General features: G+C 41.3%; 18 protein-coding genes. 15 read left to right on the forward strand and 3 right to left on the reverse strand.

Annotated elements, in window-relative coordinates; translation table 11 throughout:
- Positions 1-44 precede the first annotated feature (44 nt).
- The 5 genes from DACET_RS05745 to DACET_RS05765 all read left to right on the forward strand — a co-directional run bounded on the left by DACET_RS05745 (position 45) and on the right by DACET_RS05765 (position 6,381).
- A complete protein-coding gene (locus DACET_RS05745; protein WP_013010436.1) occupies positions 45-878 on the forward strand; it encodes a LysR family transcriptional regulator in 834 nt (277 codons plus the stop codon).
- Positions 879-1,006: 128 nt separating this feature from the next.
- Positions 1,007-1,654, forward strand: a complete 648-nt coding sequence (gene trhA / locus DACET_RS05750) for a PAQR family membrane homeostasis protein TrhA (protein WP_013010437.1) — start codon at positions 1,007-1,009, stop codon at positions 1,652-1,654.
- 287 nt (positions 1,655-1,941) lie between these two features.
- Complete coding sequence (locus tag DACET_RS05755) at positions 1,942-2,805, forward strand: DMT family transporter (RefSeq protein WP_041229924.1); 864 nt, start codon at positions 1,942-1,944, stop codon at positions 2,803-2,805.
- Between the two features lie 281 nt (positions 2,806-3,086).
- Positions 3,087-4,223: an ABC transporter substrate-binding protein gene (locus DACET_RS05760; RefSeq protein ID WP_013010440.1), complete on the forward strand. Its 1,137-nt coding sequence runs from the start codon at positions 3,087-3,089 to the stop codon at positions 4,221-4,223.
- The gene (locus DACET_RS05765) at positions 4,210-6,381 is read left to right on the forward strand and encodes a sensor histidine kinase (protein WP_013010441.1); all 2,172 of its coding nucleotides are present in this window, start codon (positions 4,210-4,212) and stop codon (positions 6,379-6,381) included. Before DACET_RS05760 ends, DACET_RS05765 begins: the two co-directional genes overlap by 14 nt.
- Here DACET_RS05765 and ald read toward each other — a convergent pair.
- Positions 6,378-7,493, reverse strand: coding sequence for an alanine dehydrogenase (gene ald / locus DACET_RS05770; protein WP_013010442.1), 1,116 nt, complete (start codon positions 7,491-7,493; stop codon positions 6,378-6,380). The genes DACET_RS05765 and ald overlap by 4 nt on opposite strands.
- 32 nt (positions 7,494-7,525) lie before the next feature.
- On the reverse strand, positions 7,526-7,945 hold the full coding sequence (locus tag DACET_RS05775) for a rhodanese-like domain-containing protein (protein ID WP_013010443.1): 420 nt from the start codon (positions 7,943-7,945) through the stop codon (positions 7,526-7,528).
- 105 nt (positions 7,946-8,050) lie between these two features.
- On the opposite strand from DACET_RS05775, the gene DACET_RS05780 reads away from it, so the two are divergent.
- The 9 genes from DACET_RS05780 to DACET_RS05820 all read left to right on the forward strand — a co-directional run bounded on the left by DACET_RS05780 (position 8,051) and on the right by DACET_RS05820 (position 17,663).
- Positions 8,051-9,325, forward strand: a complete 1,275-nt coding sequence (locus tag DACET_RS05780; RefSeq protein ID WP_013010444.1) for a diguanylate cyclase — start codon at positions 8,051-8,053, stop codon at positions 9,323-9,325.
- A gap of 66 nt (positions 9,326-9,391) precedes the next feature.
- Positions 9,392-9,892, forward strand: a complete 501-nt coding sequence (gene tpx / locus DACET_RS05785; RefSeq protein WP_013010445.1) for a thiol peroxidase — start codon at positions 9,392-9,394, stop codon at positions 9,890-9,892.
- A 126-nt stretch (positions 9,893-10,018) separates the two neighbouring features.
- Positions 10,019-12,103: a CHASE2 domain-containing protein gene (locus DACET_RS05790; protein WP_013010446.1), complete on the forward strand. Its 2,085-nt coding sequence runs from the start codon at positions 10,019-10,021 to the stop codon at positions 12,101-12,103.
- Between the two features lie 20 nt (positions 12,104-12,123).
- On the forward strand, positions 12,124-13,086 hold the full coding sequence (pfkA, locus tag DACET_RS05795) for a 6-phosphofructokinase (protein ID WP_013010447.1): 963 nt from the start codon (positions 12,124-12,126) through the stop codon (positions 13,084-13,086).
- Positions 13,086-13,583, forward strand: coding sequence for a cob(I)yrinic acid a,c-diamide adenosyltransferase (locus DACET_RS05800; protein ID WP_013010448.1), 498 nt, complete (start codon positions 13,086-13,088; stop codon positions 13,581-13,583). Before pfkA ends, DACET_RS05800 begins: the two co-directional genes overlap by 1 nt.
- Positions 13,583-14,035 carry a GatB/YqeY domain-containing protein gene (locus DACET_RS05805; RefSeq protein WP_013010449.1) on the forward strand — a complete coding sequence of 151 codons (453 nt, stop codon included), beginning with the start codon at positions 13,583-13,585 and terminating at the stop codon, positions 14,033-14,035. The genes DACET_RS05800 and DACET_RS05805 overlap by 1 nt, the downstream gene beginning before the upstream one ends.
- The gene (locus DACET_RS05810) at positions 14,022-14,723 is read left to right on the forward strand and encodes a CvpA family protein (RefSeq protein WP_013010450.1); all 702 of its coding nucleotides are present in this window, start codon (positions 14,022-14,024) and stop codon (positions 14,721-14,723) included. Before DACET_RS05805 ends, DACET_RS05810 begins: the two co-directional genes overlap by 14 nt.
- Positions 14,724-17,000, forward strand: coding sequence for an endonuclease MutS2 (locus tag DACET_RS05815; protein WP_013010451.1), 2,277 nt, complete (start codon positions 14,724-14,726; stop codon positions 16,998-17,000). It abuts the gene before it with no gap.
- A 72-nt stretch (positions 17,001-17,072) separates the two neighbouring features.
- Positions 17,073-17,663 (forward strand): helix-turn-helix domain-containing protein, encoded by a 591-nt coding sequence (locus DACET_RS05820; RefSeq protein ID WP_013010452.1) that lies wholly within the window; start codon positions 17,073-17,075, stop codon positions 17,661-17,663.
- Here DACET_RS05820 and zapE read toward each other — a convergent pair.
- Entirely contained in the window at positions 17,660-18,733 is a 1,074-nt protein-coding gene (gene zapE, locus DACET_RS05825; RefSeq protein ID WP_013010453.1) for an AFG1/ZapE family ATPase, read from the reverse strand. The genes DACET_RS05820 and zapE overlap by 4 nt on opposite strands.
- An 81-nt stretch (positions 18,734-18,814) precedes the next feature.
- Here zapE and DACET_RS05830 point away from each other — a divergent pair, with 81 nt between their 5' ends.
- On the forward strand, positions 18,815-19,582 hold the full coding sequence (locus DACET_RS05830; protein WP_013010454.1) for an inositol monophosphatase family protein: 768 nt from the start codon (positions 18,815-18,817) through the stop codon (positions 19,580-19,582).
- Positions 19,583-19,719 lie beyond the last annotated feature (137 nt).

The following is a 19,719-nucleotide window of genomic DNA, read 5'->3' on the forward strand; positions in this document are numbered from 1 at the left end:
ATTACAAATGAAAATAAATGAAATAATCAATCAGGAAAAATGATATGGACTCGTCGTTGTTAAGAGTATTTCTGGCTGTTGCACAGGAAGGAAGTTTCTCCGGTGCGGCAAAAAAACTGAATTATGTTCAATCCAATGTGACTGCACGCATTAAGCAGCTTGAAGAGGCTGCCGGGCATCAGTTATTTTACAGAAAGCCAAGGGGAGTGGTTCTGACACCAGCGGGAGGAACTCTTATTGCAAATGCAAAGGAGATAGTCAGAAGGCTTGATGACGCAGCAATGATGATGCGGAATTTTGGCGAAAAAACAGGAAGTCTGAGGATAGGGTCAACGGAATCCAACGCTGCGTTAAGGCTGACTCCTGCGCTGGTGCAACTTCATAAAAAATATCCAAGGATCGAGCTTCAGCTTATGACCGGAACTACGAAAGCTGTTATTGAGGAGCTTCTTAACTATAATATTGATATAGCTTTTGTGAGTGGAATACCTGAGAATTCTGATTTAGAGGTGCTTGAGGTTTATGACGAAGAGATGGTAATGGTTGAACCTGCCGAAGGCGACATTCCGGATGTTATCATAACCTTTAAAAAGGGGTGTACATATAAAGAGGCTCTTGAAAACCTTATGCCTGAGCTGGGGTATAGCTCGTTCAGGGTTATGGAGTTTGGCAGTCTGGAAACTATAATAGGATGCGTCTCCGCCGGAATGGGGCGGACGTTACTCCCTCTGAAAGTTGTGGAAAGTATCGCAGACCTGAAAAGGCTCAGTCTGATAAGTCTGCCGGATGGCTGCAAAAAGATACCAACCTGTATGGTTTGCAGAAAGGATGCACGCCCTGTCATAGACTTGCGTGGATTCGGTCTTACGGTTGTTTAATTTTAACATAAAGTTTCATTGTAATAAAATAAGACTAATGTTATCTTAAATTGAGTTAGCGATGATTTTTTACGTTATTTATTTGCATATTGAAGCTCTATATGGCTTACTGTTATAAGGAGATGCTTATGGTTATTAAAGATCCCGTTAGTGGGCTTTCACATCTTGCCGGTGCTATTTTATCAGTAGTTGCGCTGGCACTTCTTGTTTCTCTGGCTGCTTATAATTCAACAGCTTGGCACGTTGTGTCATTTTCTATATATGGTGCATGTATGATCCTTTTGTACCTTGCCAGTGCCGCTTATCATATTTTCCCTTTAAAAGAGAAGGGGACACGCATTCTGAAAAGGATAGACCATGTGATGATATTCATGATGATCGCAGGGACATACACTCCGTTTTGTCTTGTTCCGCTTAGGGGCGGATGGGGGTGGAGTATCTTTGGTGTGGTGTGGGGGATAGCTTTTCTGGGTATATTCTTTAAGTTGTTTTTCATATATGCATCCAGATGGTATTCTACGATACTTTATATCGTTATGGGGTGGATAAGTGTTGTTGCGATATATCCCATTATTAAAAGCATTCCTGCCGGTGGTGTACTGTGGCTTGCTGCGGGCGGCATGTGCTACACAATCGGCGCTGTCGTTTATGCCCGTAAAAAACCCGACCCTTGGCCCGGAGTTTTTGGTTTTCACGAGATATGGCACTTTTTCGTTCTTGGCGGTAGCTTTTGCCATTTTATAGTGATGCTGCGCTATCTGGTCTGGATACGCTAAGTGTTTAGATAATGACCTATGCTGAAAAGTCATGCTCTCTGACAATCCTCTGGGTGTAGTCCAGAAAAGTGTGCCTTTTGCGAGTTAAATCAATCAACCTGCCTGTTTTTTCAAAAAGTTTTTTACAACCTGCTCTTAAAGAAGCTTAATCTGACTGCGGACTGATAATTGGTTTGATGAAAAGTATTCATTAGACAGATAGCCTATATGGATATATCCTGTCGGTTAATAATTATCAAGAGAGGTTCTCTGTGGCGACTCTATCACTTAAATCTAATCAGACTTTAATGCCTTTTATCGCTTTCTGGGTTCTAGGAGTGATATGGGGGAGTAATTTTATCTATATGAAGCTTGCAGTTGAGCTCATAAGCCCTATGCAGGTGCTTTTATACAGGGTGTTTTTCGGGTTTGTACCTGTTTTTTTATATGCCCGCGCGAAGGGGGTTCTTAAGCTTGAGCATTTAAAATATTCGCATCATTTTATTATTATGTCTCTTCTTGCGACCACAGTATATTACTACGGCTTTGTGAAAGGAACATCTCTGCTTTTGTCTGGTGTGGCTGGTGCTGTGAGTGGTGCTATCCCTTTGTTTACATTTATTCTCGGCATAGTCTTTATCCCTGAGGAGAAAGCTACACTAAAAAAAGCGACGGGTATTGTTATAGGTTTTGCAGGAGTTCTGATGATAGCACTCCAGTCTGGTCACGATATTATGTCTTCTAATTTAATTGGGGTTCTTTACATATCTGCCGGTGCGCTGTGTCTGGGAGCATCTTTTGTCTATGCTAAAAATTTTGTAATGCCCCTTAAGCTTCCTGCCGCTGCGCTTACAACGTATCAGCTTGGTTTCGGTTTGATTGAGCTTCTGGTGGTGACGAAATATCAAGGTCTGGGAAATGTCTTTACCGATATGCATTCCGCGATAGGGCTTATTTTAGGGCTTGGTCTTTTAGGTACAGGGCTGGCTTATATAATATATTATTATCTGGTGGAAAGGCTTGGGGCTGTTTCTGCTTCTTCTGTAACGTATCTCCCCCCTGTTGTTGCTTTGCTCATTGGCGCTTTTATTGTTGGTGAACCCATATCCCTAACAAGTTACGCTGCAACAGCAATGATATTTGCCGGTGTTTTTCTGCTGAAAAAGAGATAAGTGTATCTGTTTATATTAAATATATTAGAGTGTTTGTTTCTCTGAGTGTACTTTACTGATAAACCTGCCATGATAATGATTTTCGATATGTGAAAAATGCCTTTTCCGATTACCGGGATATTTTCAATGTAAACAGACATGACAACTTCCATCTTACCGTGTATTCTTTACTTAATAGTGGTCTATCATCTTTCATGGCATATGATAATGATTTGAAGAGGCTATGTTTATTATATTTTTGATTATAAAGATATGTAAGAACGTTTTTAGCGGAGAATTCTATGAGTTTATTACGGGGATGTCTCCTTTTGAGTTTATTAATATTTACACTTTCTGCATGTAATTCCAGACATGAGATACCGGATGTGCGTTTAGGCAATGCCCATCACGACCATCACGCTTCGTTATATATCGCCGCAGAGAAGGGGGAGTATTTTAAAGATATAGCCGGAGTTTTTCTCAGCGAAGTTGTTTACAAATCTCAATACAAACTATATCGCGGTAACTACCTGCTTGCCAATATCTACATTGATGCCAGCACAGGGGGGATACATCTTGTTCGTAAGCTTAATGATAAAATACTGGATGTTGCTTTTGGCGGTGTCCCGGCAATGATAAGCATGATAGATGAAGGGAGTGATATTAAAATAATTTCTCCGGTAATGTCTGAAGGGGCTGCGTTAGTTGTAAGGAATGACATTCCGGCTTCAAACTGGGATGAGTTTATAGATTATATTAAGACCACTGATGAGACAGTCAGGATAGGCTATAAAATTGATGTTTCTGTCCAGAATCTCATTTTCGAGTCTGCTTTACATTATGAAGGAATAATATTTGGCAAGGATATCTCAACATCTGATGTTGATGTCGTTGTTGTCAATCTGCACGGACCGGAAAATCTTTTGCCGTCTTTGCAGGCAGGGGTAATCGATGGTTTTGTTGTTATGCAGCCGTACCCTGCTTTGTCAGAATACAGCGGCAGCGCAAAGATTATTTCATATCTGAGCTCACTCCCCCCGCCGGAAAAATGGAACGAACATCCTTGCTGTGCACTTGCTTCCAGAGGGGATTTTTTAGAAGAGCATAGCGATGTTGCAGACGCTCTTGTTACTCTTTTCGGCTACGCCTCAGATTATATAAGACAACATCCGGAAGAGAGTGTGGATATTACATCAAGATGGCTCTCTACACCCCACGAGGTTGAAATGAAATCTCTGCCCAGCATAATATTTATGAATGAGTACACTGACTCATGGAACAAAGGGGTCAATTTCTGGGTTCAGTCATTAATAGACAAAGGGATGCTGCACGGAAAAGTTAAAGAGGCATACGATAAGGGCACGATAGATCGTGTATTATATAACAATAACTCGTACGAGAAAATGAGGGAGCATATAGCCGATAATGTCAATCAGTAAAAAAGTTTTTTGGATATTTCTTTCAGTTATAATTCTCATCTTTGCTCTTGGCGCAACGATTTATACCTATCAGATGGGCAGCAGCAGAATGCATAATGTTCTGCACATTTTACTGCGTTTTAACAACAGTGTATATAAGCTGCGTGAGCAGCACATGATAGTGGCAAACAGCGACAGTCCTTCTGCTATCTATGACCTTCAAAAGAGTGTTTCGGAGATGAATAAAGTCAGTAAAGACCTTACTGGCGAGCTGTCCAGTGTTATTTTGTACGACATAAGTACTGCGTCTCTTCCTGCTGATATTATAAATTACCATAAAGCTATTAACGATTATGTACACCAGAATAGGTATCAGGTTTCGCTTGATAACGCAATGTTGGAATATCGTGTTAAGCTTTATCACAATTTACACCGGAATTCAAATATCAAAGACACCTATTTTAATTTTCTGGGTATGCATGTTGAAGAATTTCGTAAGACAAATGACCCTGATAAACTTAAAGAGATAAGAGAAAAACTCCTTGGGCTGAAGACGCAGACTGATCAGGAAGAGCTTTTTATGCTGGTTGATAGAATGATTGAAACTCTTGAGAAAATGTACGTCAGTAAACTTACAATACAGGAAAAAGAGGAGTATCTGAAACTTACATCAGAAAATTTCCTGACAGTAACCACTAGGCTTAGTCAGAAGCTTCAGGAGAGAGACAAAGAACTGAATAGGATTCTTGGGCTTACAGCTAGTTTTATAAGTGTGCTGAGTGTTATGGTGGCTTTTCTTTACTGGGTCTTTATCAATAAATATGTTCAGAATTTTCTGAAAAATCAGTCAGAAGTCATGCAGGCAATCCGAACCCGTGAGCTTAAGAAGGATATGGCTCCGTTCAGCTCTGATGAACTGGGGGAACTCACAGGTAAAATGTGGCAGATGGCTCATGAACTTCAGGAGAAAGATCATGAACTCGTAAGGAGTGAAGAGAAATACCGTACTTATATAAATTCGACTCCTATTGCTGTTTTTGTCTCGGATATGAACAGGAGCATCATTGAGGTAAATCAGGGGGCGGTGAATATGCTTGGTTATACCACAGATGAATTCATGCAGCTTAATATGAAAGACCTTCTGGTAAAAGATACTGATAATTCAGATAATATGGAATACGATTCTCTTAGTGAACAGGGCAGACTCAGTTTTGAGAAAATACTTGTTTCCAAAAGAGGTCGTGAAGTTCATGTGGGAATTAGCTCTATCAAGCTTAATGAAGACAGGTTCATTGCGTTCTGTCTTGATATTTCCGACAGAGTGAGGCTCGAAAAAGAACTTAAGCAGATGAATGAGACCCTTCTTGAAAAAGTTAAGGATGAAGTTGATAAAAATATGCGTCAGGATCAGATCATTCAACAGCAGAAGAAACTGGCTGATATGGGTATGATGATCAGCGCTATTGCTCACCAGTGGCGTCAGCCCCTTAATGCGCTTGCCCTTTACATTCAGGATGTGAAGGACGAATTTGACATGGGGGAAGTGTCTGAGGAATATCTGGACAACTTTGAGAACAATTCAATGGATCTTATTGCTCATATGTCTAAAACAATTGATGATTTTCGGGATTTTTTCCTGCCTGACAAGAATGTTACGGAGTTTAGTGTTATTTACGAGCTGACGGATCTTATCAGACTTTTTAATGTTCAGATAGCGGCAAAAGATATAGATCTCGATTTTGAATGCTTATGTAAAAATGGTCAGCAGCAATGTGTTGAACTTAGTGAACAGAGGGCATGTAAAAATACTGACAGCGTAGTAAAAGGTTACCCTGGGGAATTCAAGCAGGTTATTATAAATCTCATGTATAACAGCGTGGACTCTATAATTGATCTTATGAATTCAGGAAAGCTTCATAGAGGTAAAATAAGCATGTCTGTGGCTACAAAACCATCCAGTTTGGTCGTTAAGATTTGTGATAATGGGGTTGGTATTTCGGCTGAGGTCAGACAGCATCTTTTTGAGCCTTATTTTACAACTAAACCGGAAGGGAAGGGGACTGGGATAGGCTTGTATATGTCCAAGGCCATCATCGAAAACCATATGAGCGGAAAAATATACTACATAGAACAGGAAGATGGGGCGTGTTTTGCGATAGAGCTGCCCACCGATGGCTAGTTCAGCAGTTCTGTAATATTTTTATATTTCATGCCGAATGCATCGGCGACACCTTTGCATGTGACCTGCCCACTTATAATGTTAGCGCCTTTGGCTGTTTCGGGATCTTCTGTCATAGCTCCTTTCCACCCTTTGCCTGCAATATTGAGAATGTATGGAAGTGTTGCGTTAGTTAATGCCATTGTTGATGTTTTTGCCACAGCACCGGGCATATTTGCCACGCAGTAATGTATTATGCCGTCTATTGTATATACCGGATCGGAATGTGTTGTAGGACGTGATGTCTCAAAACACCCCCCTTGATCTATGGCTACATCTACCAGAACTGTTCCAGGCTGCATAAGTCTTAGCATGTCCGCTGTGATAAGTTTTGGCGCTTTTGCTCCGGGTAAAAGCACTGCACCGATTACAACATCAGCATCGGCTATAAGTTTTCTGACCGTGTCAGGAGAGGACATCACAGGAATACAGTTTTTTGGCATCACATCTGAGAGATAGCGCAATCTGTCAAGTGACATGTCTGCGATATAAACCCTTGCTCCCAGTCCGCATGCTATTTTGGCTGCATTGATGCCTACCACACCGCCTCCCAGTACAACGACAGTTCCAGGTTCCACACCGGGGACACCGCCGAGAAGCTTCCCTTTGCCTCCGAAAGACATTTCCAGATATTTTGCTCCCTCCTGAGCAGCCATCCTGCCTGCAACCTCACTCATTGGTGTCAAAAGCGGGAGCGAGCCGTTACTGCTCTGTATTGTTTCATAAGCTATGCAGACTGCATTACTTTTTATGAGAGCCTCTGTGAGCATTTTGTCCGCAGCGAGGTGCAGGTATGTGAATATTATCTGGTCTGGTCGGATCATTCCGTACTCTTCGGGCTGGGGCTCTTTGACATGCAAAACCATATCGGCTTTGTTATAGACTGCTTCTGCATCTGGCATAACGCCAACCCCTGCGTTAACATATGCTTCGTTGGTGAATCCGCTGTTAACACCTGCTGTTGACTCCACTACGACACTATGCCCTGCCTGCACTAGTATTTCTGCTCCTGCGGGTGTCATAGAAACTCTATTTTCATCTTTTTTAATCTCTTTTAGGATACCGACTATCATAAGAACTCCTTATCTGAAGGGATGGGGTGAGTTTAGTTTGTATATCTCTCAAACGGAACATTGTGTCTGGCTGCCGCTATAACTCCGCCCTTTAGGTCTATAGCTTGGGAGAAACCAGCCTGTCTGAGAAATTTGACCACTCTGGCAGTTCTGTTGCCGGAATTACATATTATCCCGAAAGGTTCCTGCGGATTTACAATTTTCTTAAGTTTCCTCACGAATTTTTCTGCATCATACTGCCCTTTCTCATTATAAAAAGTCATTATATAAGAACCTTTTACTATTCCTGTCCGTTTCCATTCCCTTTTGGTTCGTATGTCTATGATTTTTATGCCTGTTTTATAAAGTGCTGTTGATAGCTCCTGATCTCTGCTTTTTGGGCTTTGCATAAATGCGTTGCTGGTGGCTGCTATGGATAATATTAAAAGCAGGATAATAAGTTTTGGTTTCATAATTTTGCTCCGGATTTAACATGAATATTCATCGTTTATGTTGCTGAATAATATATATATGATATCGTTAATATTATATCATTTTAAGTATTTTGCGAGGTAATCTTGTTCAAGAATCTGGATTTTCTACAAACAGGTAATGTCAGAGTTCTGGTTATCGATGGTTCACAGAGTGAGCTTAAAAAGATGTCTGATATCCTCAGTGCCAACGGCTATGAGCCCTCTACTTCATGCAGTGGAGAGAGAGGCATCATGACAGCCAGACAGATTCTGCCGGATATAATACTGCTGGAAGCTGATTTGCCGGATATAAGTGGATATGAAGTTTGTAAGAGGCTTAAAAGTCAGCCTCAGACAGAAGATGTTCCTGTTATTTTCATTACGGCTGATACAGAAAAAGATGATGTCCTGCAAGGTTTTAATGCAGGAGCAACGGACTATATTATAAAACCCTATGTTGATGACGTGATGATTGCGAGGGTTTCCGCTCATTCGAAACTGGCGGTTAAAAGCCGGCAGGAGAAGATGCTTTCTGAGATGATAGATAAATATGTACTTGAAATCATTATCGATACGAGCGGTATTATTAAATATATAAGCAGTGCATTTGCCCGACTTACAGGGTATGAGCCGGATGAGCTGATTGGTAAAAGTTTTGATATGCTGAAACATCCAGAGGCATTCCGCTCTGCCATGCCGGACATTCTTGATTCCGTTAAGAATAAATATACTTATTATAAAGAGATTGATATCGTTGCTAAAAATGGCGACAGGTGTGTGCTGAACACATTTGCAGAGCCTCTTATGGAGCGCAGAGGCAATGTCACAGGCGCCCAGTGCTTTATGGTGGATGTTACAAGTAAAAAAGAACTGGAACTCATTGCTGTCACAGATAAACTCACAAGACTGCATAACAGGCAGAAACTTGATCAGGTTATGAACTATGAAATGAGCCAGTTTCAGCGGTATGGAACAAAATTCTCTGTGATAATTATAGATGCAGATGATTTTAAGACAGTTAATAATTCTCATAGCTATCATATAGGCGACAAAATACTTGTAAAAATATCCGGTATTCTGCTTATGAATGTCAGAGATAGTGACACCTGCGGCAGGTGGGGCGGTGATGAGTTTCTTGTTATCCTCCCGAAAGCATCCGAAGGTGATGCTGTTATAGTGGCTGAAAAGCTGCGTAAAACCATCGCTGAAAGAGACTACGGCATAGATAATAATGTTACTGTCAGCATAGGTGTTGCAGAGATTGAGAAAGGCGAGACTGTAGCAAAGCTTGTTGCCTCTGCCGGTAAAGCGCTTTATAAAGCAAAAAAATCCGGCAAAAACTGTATTGTTGCTTATTCGGAGACTGATAACCCTGTTTGACTATCCAGTATAATTTGTATATAGTGTAATATGACTAAATTAATCTTATTAAAAGAGGAGTTCAAAATGGAAAGAAAAGGCGCAGTTACTATGAAAGGAAATCCTTTAACACTTGTTGGCTCTGAGCTTAAAGTTGGCGATAAAGCGCCTGATTTTACTGTTGTGGATCAGGGACTAAAACCTGTAAAGCTTTCTGACTATGCAGGCAAAACTGTTGTTATCAGCGTTACACCGTCAATTGATACTCCGGTTTGTGATTTTCAGCTTAGAAAGATGAATGCGGATGTGGCAGGGAAAGAAGGGATGGCTGTAATGAATATCAGCATGGATCTTCCTTTTGCTATTAAAAAGTTTTGTGCTGTTGCAGAAATAGAAAATGCACTTGCTCTCAGCGACCATAAAGATGCTTCTTTCGGCGAGGCATACGGTGTGCTTATTAAAGAGCTTAGACTGCTTGCCAGAGCGATTTTTGTTGTGGATGCAGGTGGGAAAATATCCTACGTTGAGGTTGTTCCTGAAGCTACTGATAACCCTGACTATACAAAGCTTATGAGTTTTCTCGGATAAACCTGAGAATATAATTATGATAATTATCGGGGGGCTTTTGCCCCCTTTTTTCATCTATATTAAAACTTTCTGATTAGAGGCTCTGCTGGCATGTTATAATGTAATAATTATTTTATGTAGGTTGTTATGTATTCAGTTAAGGTTCTTCTTAAAAATTACAGGTTAATTTCTTTTATAATAATTTCCGTGTTTGCTGTCATAGGCTACTGCTATCAGCCTGCGGCTTTGCAGAAGTTTTCTCTGGGGCTTGAGGATATTAAGTTCAGCGCACGTTCAGCTCTGGGGCTTGCTCCCACACCGGATAAAGATATCATCATTATCGAAGTCGATGAGCCCAGTGTGAATAAGGTTGGTCGATGGCCATGGAACAGAGACGTTATGTCTGAGCTTTTCAAAGATCTGTCTGAAGCCTCGGTTGTGGGGCTTGATATCGTTTTTTCGGAAACATCAGATGAAGAGAAGGATAACCTGCTCGCAGATACTATCTATAATAACGGTAATATTATACTTGGTTATTTTTTTCGTGATGTTGCCACCGAGGAGACAACAGAGCTGGATGTTGATTACTTGCAGGATTGCGCTTATATGAACTTCAGCCTGCTGGATGATGTTGTTGGGGTAAAGGAATTTCCATATGCAGAAGTAAATATACCTATTATCGCTGAATCAGCCCTTACCTGTGCATATTTCAGCACAGAGCCGGATGCCGACGGACTTTACCGTCGTTACCCGCTTGCTTATATCCACAAAGGCTACATCCTGCCCCCTCTCGCTGTTCAGATGCTTCGCTATTCACTCAACAAAGAAGTTGATCTTAAACTGGATAAAAATGGTGTAAGGTCTTTTGACATAGGCGATATTGATATTAAAAATCACTCCTACATACGTCTTAATTTTTATGATGAAGTTCAATATGTTTCAGCCTATGAGGTGCTTGACGGCACTGTCCCCCCCTCATATTTCAAAGATAAAATGGTTATCGTAGGTGTTACAGAGGTCGGTGTTTATGATATGCGTCCAACACCAATCAACTCTATAACCCCCGGGGTATCACTGCATTATGTTGCACTCAGCAATCTTTTACAGGATGAACTGCTTACAACATCTGAACTTGCGGATTATCTTAGCATATTTCTGACCCTTATTGTTATGCTTGGTATCTCTTTCATGCGCAAGCAGGTGCATAGGATAGGGCTTTATACTGTTGCACTGATTGTTTCAGGCGGGGCGTCTTATTGTATGTTTTTCTTTGGCAACTATTGGCAGCACGAGTTTTTCACTGTTGCGCCTTCGATTATATTTATAGCCAGTCTGGAATCATTTGCGTTCTTTACTGTTGAGCGTAAGGCGAAAGAGGTGAAGAAGGCTTTCAGTTCTTATGTTTCGCCCGCGCTGGTGGAAGAGATCCAGAAAGACCCCGATAAGCTCAAACTTGGTGGAGAGGAGAGATGTGTTTCGATAATGTTTTCTGATATACGGGGCTTCACATCCCTGTCAGAAAGCCTTTCTGCTCCGGAGCTTGTTTCCATGCTTAATAAGATACATGGTCCTATGACAAATGTTGTGCTGAACAATAAAGGGATGCTCGACAAATATATAGGCGATGCAATGATGGTGCTGTATAACACTCCTCTCGACCTTGAAGATCATGCAGATATGGCTGTTTATTCTGCGTTGGAGCTTATACGCACTCTCCACACCATAAATGAACGTTTCACTGTTGAAGGGCTTCCTAACATTGATATTGGTATAGGTATCAACACAGGTCTTGCCGTTTGTGGTAATATGGGTTCACAGGTGCGTTTTGAGTACACAGCGATAGGTGACAGTGTAAACCTTGCTTCAAGACTGGAAGGACTTTGTAAAGTATATAAAACCCGTATAGTTGTCAGTGAACACACGAAGGATATGTGCAGTCTGCATTTTCTTATGCGTAAGCTGGATAATGTAAAAGTTAAGGGGAAACATAAGCCCGTAGCTATATTCGAGGTTATGGAGGATACGGAGGAACTCAGAGAACTGAAAGAAAAATATGAAAAAGCTCTCGAAATGTATTTCAGCAGGCAGTTCGAAGACGCTTTCAAAGCCTTTGAAAAACTGGCAGAGGAAGGCGACAAAACATCAGAAGTGTTTCTGGAACGCTGTGAACATTATAAAGACGATCCACCGCAGGATGACTGGGACGGTTCGTTCACGATGAAGAGTAAATAATAAGAATGACGGAGATAAAAATGAAAAAGATAGCAGTTATGACAAGCGGTGGTGACAGCCCGGGGATGAACGCAGGTATCAGAAGTGTTGTCCGCACAGGGCTTGCGAATGATATCGAAGTATATGGGATTGAACAGGGGTTCAAAGGGCTGATAGAAGGGCAGATTCGTAAGCTCAACAGCCGGGATGTTTCAAATACTATCCAGCGTGGCGGAACATTTCTCCGCAGTGCCAGATGTATGGAATTCAAAACAGAAGCAGGTCAGAAGAAGGCTCTGGATAATCTTGAATCATTCGGTATAGAAGGTTTGATTGTCATAGGCGGTGACGGTTCTCTGACAGGAGCTAAAATTCTGTATGAAAAATATGGTGTAAAGGTTGTCGGTATGCCCGGATCCATTGATAATGATATTTACGGAACAAGTATATCTATAGGTGTTGACACTGCTCTTAATAATATTGCAAGAGCTGTGGACATGATCAACGAAACAGCCAGCTCGCACGACAGAACTTTCATTATCGAAGTTATGGGGCGGCACTGCGGATATCTGGCGCTTATGTCTGCTATAGCCTGCGGGGCGGAAGCTGTTATCATTCCTGAAATAGAATACAACCTTGAAAATATAATAGATAAGATAAAGCAGAGGTATGTTGAAGGTAAATCCAGAAGTGTTGTCATTGTTGCAGAGGGTGCCGGAAGTGCTGTGGATTTTGGCAAAGCATTTCAGCTTATCGGCGGTTTTGATACACGAATTACCGTTCTTGGTCACCTTCAGAGAGGGGGGAGCCCGACTGTTTTCGACAGGACACTCGCCACAAGAATGGGAGCAGCGGCTGTTGACGGACTTCTTGCCGGACATGGCGGTGTTATGACAGCTCTTGCCGGACGCGAAATATCACTTATTGATCTTGATGTAGTTCTGTCTAACAAGCGTGAGCTCGACACTAAATTTATGGAGATTGCCGAGGATCTCAGCCTCTGATGAGTGTTACAACAAAAGGCGGAGACAAAGGGAAGACCTCCCTATATAGCGGTCAAAGGGTTTCTAAGGATGATATCCGAATTGAAACAGTGGGGACAGGCGATGAGCTTGTTTCTAATCTCGGAGAGTTAAAATTTTTTGTTCCTGACTATAAGGGAACCATAGACCGTGTGCAAAAGAACCTCTTTGTTGTAAATGCCCACTGCGCAGATATGGATGGTGGACGGTATGATGTTGCAGAGGAGGAGACAGACTTTCTGGAGTCGTTTATAAAAGAGGGTGAAAAGCGGCTTGACCTGAAAGGCTTTATACTCCCGTCTGAAAACAGGAGCGCAGCTAAGGCAGATGTGTGCAGAACAGTTTGCCGCAGATTTGAAAGAAGATTGATAAGTTTATCCGCTTGTGCTAATGTTAGCCCTGCTGTTTTAAAATACATTAACAGGCTGTCAGATTTCCTTTATATCATGGCACGCCTCGTTGGAAAGGAGAATGACTGATGTCACTGAAAGATCAGATAACTGCTGATATGAAAACATATATGAAAGAGAAAAATACTGTTGCTCTTGGCGCAGTGCGTATGCTCCGTTCCGAGATAAAGAATGTTGAGATAGACAATAAAATAGAGCTTGATGATGCTGCCGTGCAGAAAGTTATAGCCACTGCTATCAAAAAGCGTAAAGATGCCGCAGAGCAGTATACCAACGCAGACAGACCTGAGCTCGCTGCCAAAGAGATGGAAGAGGCAGAAATTCTTTCCGCTTATATGCCTCTGCAGATGAGCGAGGCAGAAGTTAAGGCTATTGTTGAGAAAGCTTGTGAAGGTGTTGATACATCTGATAAAAGAATGTTCGGTAAGGTTATGCAGGACGTTATGGCAAAATCTCAGGGACGTGCGGACGGTAAGGTCGTCAATCAGCTTGTGAGGGAAGCATTTGATGGGAATAATTGACATTGTACTGCTGATAATAATCGGCGTTTTTGCTGTTAAAGGGCTTATTAAAGGTCTTGTTATGGAGATCTTTGGTCTGATAGCTCTGGTTGCGGGCTATATTGCAGGATTTAAATATTCACATGTATTTTCTAACCCCATATCAGCTCTCGGGCTGAATGAAAAGGCGTCCGATGCTCTCGGTTATGTTGTAGGCTTTTTACTTGCCTACATTATTGTTGTGCTCATCGGCAACATTTTAAGTAAGGCTTTTAAAGAGATAAAATTAGGAGCTGTCAACAGGGGCGGAGGGTTCTTCTTCGGCGGGATAAAGTCTGCGGTTATCTTAGGTCTTATCCTCAGCGCAGTTATAACCGTTGCTCCTAAAGATGCGGCATTTACAAAAAACCTCCAAAGCGGTGTTGTGTCCGGCAGTCTGGCAAAGGTTGCTCCTTTTGTTTATAAAGTGATGAACAAGATACCTGATGTGAAAAAGATAAATCCTTTTGATATACCAGAAATACCTAAAAGCAGGGATGCCCTTGACATGCTGGAGGATGACGCTCTGAAAGATGCTCTGGATGCGGTTAAAAACTCTAAGGCCGTTGAAGAGATCAGAGATCTGCCGGAGAATACAAAAGATACTATAAAGGGACTTACGGAAGAGAAACCTCTGGAAGACCCCCTTGGAGATATGCAGAAGGACTAAATGATTCACCTTGAAACCCTTGAGTTTGGTTTATTTAAAGAATATATGATGCGAGGCTTTACGTCCTCTTTTTCCAAAAAGAGGCTGGAAGCCCTTAAACCCTATTATGCTCTCGAAAAAATAGAAAAATATAAAAATGAACTGTCGGAAGCTATCGGATATGTACGTAATTCTGATATGCATATTCCTGCGGACTATGAGTTCATAGCTCTTTATCCGAGGTTTGATGATCCGCTGCTTTTTCTGGAACCGGAAGAACTTATCGTATTCAGTCATTTTTTTAAAAATGTCAAAGAGATAAAGAAAAGTCTTATAGATGCTGGTGTGAGTGCATTAAAAGTTTATCTGTCTGACATATATACATTGTCTGAGATTACAGATGACATAGACGATACTGTGAACGATAAAGGGGAGATTAAAGACTCTGCCTCTGTAAAACTGCTGAATGTACGAACTGAGCTAAAAACTGTGCGTAAGCAGATTCAAAAAGAGCTGTCCGGAGTTTTTGCCCATAGCTCTTCTACCAAGTTTATTCAGGAAAATGTCATAACCGAACGGAGCGGGCGCTTTACTATCCCCTGTAAGACGAATTTTAAGCAGTACATTCAGGGGATTGTTCATGACAGGTCAGCCAGCGGTCAGACCCTTTTCGTAGAGCCTTCAAATACTGTCGGGATGAATAATACCCAGCAGGAGCTTCTGGCTGCGGAGCGTGAAGAATCCGTCCGAATACTTAAAGAGCTCTCCGTAAGGATATTTGAGAGCCTATACGAGATCAATACAACGATAGAAGCATATACTGAGCTTGCTTTTCATCTGGAAACCGCAAAGTTCTATAAGGGGAAGCCCTATGTTTTCCCTGAGTTTACAGACAGTATTGAGTTCCGAAACATACATCACCCCGTGATATACCTTGAAAAGGGTGAAGAGTCTGTCCCCCTTGATTTTTCATTAAGTTCAGCCGAGCTTACGGCCGTAGTTACAGGTCCGAACACCGGCGGGAAAACCGCTGCACTGAAGTCCATAGGGCTGAATCATGTTCTTGGTAAATGCGGACTGCCTTTGATAGGCAAATCTGCCAGATTGGTTAACTTTAAAAATATCCTTGCGGATATAGGAGATAAGCAGTCCCTTGTGATGGATCTCTCCACTTTCAGCGCCCATATGGTAAACATCAGGGACATAATAAAAAAAGCAGACAGTGACACTCTCGTCCTTTTGGATGAGGCGGGGACGGGCACTGAACCGCAGGAAGGCGCAGCGCTTGCCGTCGCTGTATGTACAACACTCGCAGATAAAAGAACAAAATCTGTTGTTACAACTCACTTCGGAGAGATGAAAAACTATGCACTCTCCACTGACTCAGCGCTAATCTATGCTGTGGATTTTGATTATAAGGATTTTTCACCTAAATACCGTCTGCTGAAAGGAGTTACAGGGAAATCTGATCCGCTTGTGATTGCACGAAGACTAAATTTTCCGGAAGACGTTGTCAGGCTGGCGTCCTCTATGATTGATAAAAAGAAGAGTCAGGCAGATTTATCTGTGGAAGAGATAAGCCGGATGCAGGCAGACCTTGAAGGGCGTTTAAAAGACTATGAAGAGCGTATGGCAAGCCTTCAGGAGCTCGAACAGCGCTATAAGGAAAAGGAAGAGCGCCTGAAAGAGCGTCTCGCTAAGAAAGAGACAGAGCTTCTGGAAGATACTGTCCGTATGTATAACAGAGCTAAACGACTTGCTGAAAAACCACAGAAGGTTAAAGAGTCTGTTGAAGAAGAGATAAAAAGAGCGTCTGATAAACTTGTAAAAACAAAAAAGAAGATTAAGCCTGTTGAGGGGATTAGAGCGGGCGACCTGATTCATCTGGAAAGATATGGTAAAAATGCAAAAATCCTGGAAGTTGAAGGTAATTCTGCCCGGATGGATATTGGCGGAATGAAGATATCTATGAAACTGAGTGAAATAGTCGGTAAGAAAGTTACCGATAGCGAGAAAATTCAGCAGGATGTGCGTGTCAGCAAAGAGGTGCAGACGGAAGGACGCTCAGAGCTGGTGCTTGTCGGCAAGCGTGTGGAAGAGGGACTTGATCTGCTGGACAGAAAGCTTGACGATTCTCTGCTGGCAGGGCACTCAAAGCTTTTTGTTGTTCACGGAAGAGGTTCCGGTCAGCTCCGTAAAGCTGTTCATGAATACCTGCGCACCGACCAGAGGGCACAGTCCTATGCCCTTGCTACCAACGAAGAGGGCGGTCAGGCGGTAACTGTTGTTCAAATATAATATTGACAATATTTGTCTTTTTAGTAATACTTAACAAGGTTAATTTTTTAATTGTTATCAAATGAGGTTATCATGCAGGATACAGAAGTAAAGATTGGCGAACGTGTGCGTAAGATAAGGAACGAGAGAGGGTTGACTCTACAGGATGTCGCTAACTTTACAGGCTTTTCAAAGGCACTTATCTCTCAGATAGAAAACAATATTGTCATGCCTCCTATAAATACTTTGTCTAAAATTGCAAAAGTTCTAAATGTTAAAATGACATATTTCTTTGAAGAAGAGATAAACCAGAAAGATTACTATGTTGTCAAAAAAGATCAGAAAAAGTTTATATTCCGCGAAGGTGTTAAGCACGGCTATATGTATGAGGAACTAGCGAAAGTTAAATCGTTTGATTATCTTGATCTGCTGTTGGTGACTATCAAACCCGACAAACGGGATGAGAAACTTTTCAGCCATGAGGGTTACGAGTATATGTTTGTCGTTGAAGGCGGAATGAGTATGAAGATGGGTAATGATGTTATCGATCTGTACGCGGGTGACTCAATAGCCTTTAATTCTAAAATCCCCCATGCAGCGGTACCACTTGATGATCAGACAGCGCTCGTTCTTTGTGCCCATCTTAAAGTTGAAGCTCTCCGGGAATTTCTTCAGAACAATTAACCTTTAAAAAAAACTGCAAGTTCGTCCAGACGTGACAGACAGCGGTACAGCTTTTTCTGAAAGCTGGATTCAAGGAGTTCCGGAGGGAACAGATCAGAAAGATCGCAGGATCCTTTGATGAAAAGCTTTGTGTTATAATAGTAACAGACATCTATCAGCTGGTTGAAGCGCAGAGCATTATTAAGCTGTACAAAAGGGCGCAGCCCGTCTATGAAGATCGCCTCAACTTTTGAAGGGATTGCGTAATATTTGAAGGGGTGGTTTGATTCCAGTATTTTATTAAGTGACTCGAACCCTATTTTTGTCTTTGGTTTATCCTTTGGTTCGTATCCGGCAAATGCGTCATTAAAGTTATTTTCTGAAACGGATTTGCGGAGTATTTTGTGTTTTTTGCGATAATCTTCGCCTTCTACTACAAAAGATTCAAAGCTTTCAATAATATTTCCGATCTGTTTGCCGAAATTCTCAAGACTTACCACACGTCCTTTCCCCAGATCGGCAGGCAGTGTGTTGGATGTTGTGATAACGAGTGTTTTCTTATCAAGTTCTCTGAAAAATTTTGACATGATATGTACCATAGCAGGATCATCAAGCTCAAATTCATCGATAAGAAGAAGGTTCAGGCTGGAAAAGTGTTTGATGCAGTTTTCCACACCCAGATAGTGAAAGAAGTAGTTCATTTCGCCAAAGCTGAGGAAAGCTTTGTTATTTTCGCATTTGTTGTAACAGGCACTTAAGAGATGTGTTTTGCCTATTCCGTAACTTCCGTCTATATAAAGATGTTTTTGAATTTTGTCAGAATTTTTAGTTTTAGATTTTTTTCTGCTGAAAAGTGGAAAAAACTTCTTAACCGGAGCAGCATTGGGATAGTCGCTGTCTTTCATACTATTTAAACTTTCCTGAAGCTTTTCTTTTATCATTGACTGAGACAGGAAATTCTCGTCGGGTATATAATTTTCAAATGTACAGTGAGAGAACTTGGGGTGCGGGCGGAGATTACTGAAACAGTCCTCTACGGAGATATCAAAGCTTATGTCATGCAGGTCGGTATACTTTTCAGGTGAGCTCATATATAATAACTCTCTCTCATATTTATATTATGAATAAGTTCATATGGGAGATAAATATATATTAATATACGGGGGAATGCAATGCTTTCAAAGATAGAAAAAGCGGTTACGAAAGCAGGTGAACATCTGCTGAAAGGCTTTAACAGTGTTAAGGAGATTTCTTATAAAGGGAAGATAGATATTGTCACTCAGTTTGATGTTGAAGTGGAAAAAATACTGCTTAATGAACTTTCTTTCATGATGCCTGAGTATGGTTTTGTAGCAGAGGAAACTGCCCAGCAGAAGACTGACAAGAAGAAAGTCGTTTATATCGATCCCATTGACGGAACAACAAATTTTGTGCATGGTTTCCCTTTTTGCTGTGTTTCTGTTGGGGTTTATGAAGAGGGGGAAGGAATATATGGAGTTATATATAATCCGATTTTACGTGAAATGTTTATTGCAGAAAAAGGGCAAGGTGCATATCTTAATAGGCAGAAAATACAAGTTTCCAGTAAACACAACATACAGGAAGCGCTTGTTGCTACCGGGTTCCCTTACAGCATTGCAGAGGGTAACCCCCAGGCAGCTTTAGAACTTTTGGGTACAATATTAAAAAACACAAGGGGTATCAGAAGGGCAGGTTCGGCAGCATTGGATTTATGCTATGTTGCTAAAGGCGTTTTTGATGCATATTATGAGTTTGATCTTAGTCCATGGGATATTGCTGCGGGGGCAGTAATAGCCGGAGAAGCCGAAGCGCATGTTTGCGGAAAAGACTTTTCAAAATCACCTGATATGTATGAAAAATTTATTATGGCTGTAACACCTGATATCTCAGACAGATTACACAAAATGCTTTTTATGTAATTACTTTGTGAAATAATCTTTTTTTTGTTTTTTAGTTAAAAAAATTATTTCATGAAAAGTTGTATAATTATGCTTTTTGTGTATTGTGATGTGTAAAAATTAGACATTAAAAACATACAAAATGCGTTTGAGAGCAG

It is taken from the genome of Denitrovibrio acetiphilus DSM 12809 (assembly GCF_000025725.1).
Lineage (GTDB): Bacteria > Chrysiogenota > Deferribacteres > Deferribacterales > Geovibrionaceae > Denitrovibrio > Denitrovibrio acetiphilus.

What these genes read in the sequence shown, in the direction of transcription:
- DACET_RS05760 (WP_013010440.1), top strand. Translation starts at nt 3,087, where the DNA reads ATGAGTTTATTACGGGGATGTCTCCTTTTGAGTTTATTAATATTTACA.
- DACET_RS05805 (WP_013010449.1), top strand. Translation starts at nt 13,583, where the DNA reads ATGTCACTGAAAGATCAGATAACTGCTGATATGAAAACATATATGAAA.
- zapE (WP_013010453.1), bottom strand. Translation starts at nt 18,733, where the DNA reads ATGAGCTCACCTGAAAAGTATACCGACCTGCATGACATAAGCTTTGAT.
- DACET_RS05775 (WP_013010443.1), bottom strand. Translation starts at nt 7,945, where the DNA reads ATGAAACCAAAACTTATTATCCTGCTTTTAATATTATCCATAGCAGCC.
- DACET_RS05800 (WP_013010448.1), top strand. Translation starts at nt 13,086, where the DNA reads ATGAGTGTTACAACAAAAGGCGGAGACAAAGGGAAGACCTCCCTATAT.
- DACET_RS05815 (WP_013010451.1), top strand. Translation starts at nt 14,724, where the DNA reads ATGATTCACCTTGAAACCCTTGAGTTTGGTTTATTTAAAGAATATATG.
- DACET_RS05820 (WP_013010452.1), top strand. Translation starts at nt 17,073, where the DNA reads ATGCAGGATACAGAAGTAAAGATTGGCGAACGTGTGCGTAAGATAAGG.
- tpx (WP_013010445.1), top strand. Translation starts at nt 9,392, where the DNA reads ATGGAAAGAAAAGGCGCAGTTACTATGAAAGGAAATCCTTTAACACTT.
- DACET_RS05790 (WP_013010446.1), top strand. Translation starts at nt 10,019, where the DNA reads ATGTATTCAGTTAAGGTTCTTCTTAAAAATTACAGGTTAATTTCTTTT.
- DACET_RS05810 (WP_013010450.1), top strand. Translation starts at nt 14,022, where the DNA reads ATGGGAATAATTGACATTGTACTGCTGATAATAATCGGCGTTTTTGCT.
- DACET_RS05745 (WP_013010436.1), top strand. Translation starts at nt 45, where the DNA reads ATGGACTCGTCGTTGTTAAGAGTATTTCTGGCTGTTGCACAGGAAGGA.
- DACET_RS05830 (WP_013010454.1), top strand. Translation starts at nt 18,815, where the DNA reads ATGCTTTCAAAGATAGAAAAAGCGGTTACGAAAGCAGGTGAACATCTG.
- DACET_RS05755 (WP_041229924.1), top strand. Translation starts at nt 1,942, where the DNA reads ATGCCTTTTATCGCTTTCTGGGTTCTAGGAGTGATATGGGGGAGTAAT.
- DACET_RS05765 (WP_013010441.1), top strand. Translation starts at nt 4,210, where the DNA reads ATGTCAATCAGTAAAAAAGTTTTTTGGATATTTCTTTCAGTTATAATT.
- trhA (WP_013010437.1), top strand. Translation starts at nt 1,007, where the DNA reads ATGGTTATTAAAGATCCCGTTAGTGGGCTTTCACATCTTGCCGGTGCT.
- ald (WP_013010442.1), bottom strand. Translation starts at nt 7,493, where the DNA reads ATGATAGTCGGTATCCTAAAAGAGATTAAAAAAGATGAAAATAGAGTT.
- pfkA (WP_013010447.1), top strand. Translation starts at nt 12,124, where the DNA reads ATGAAAAAGATAGCAGTTATGACAAGCGGTGGTGACAGCCCGGGGATG.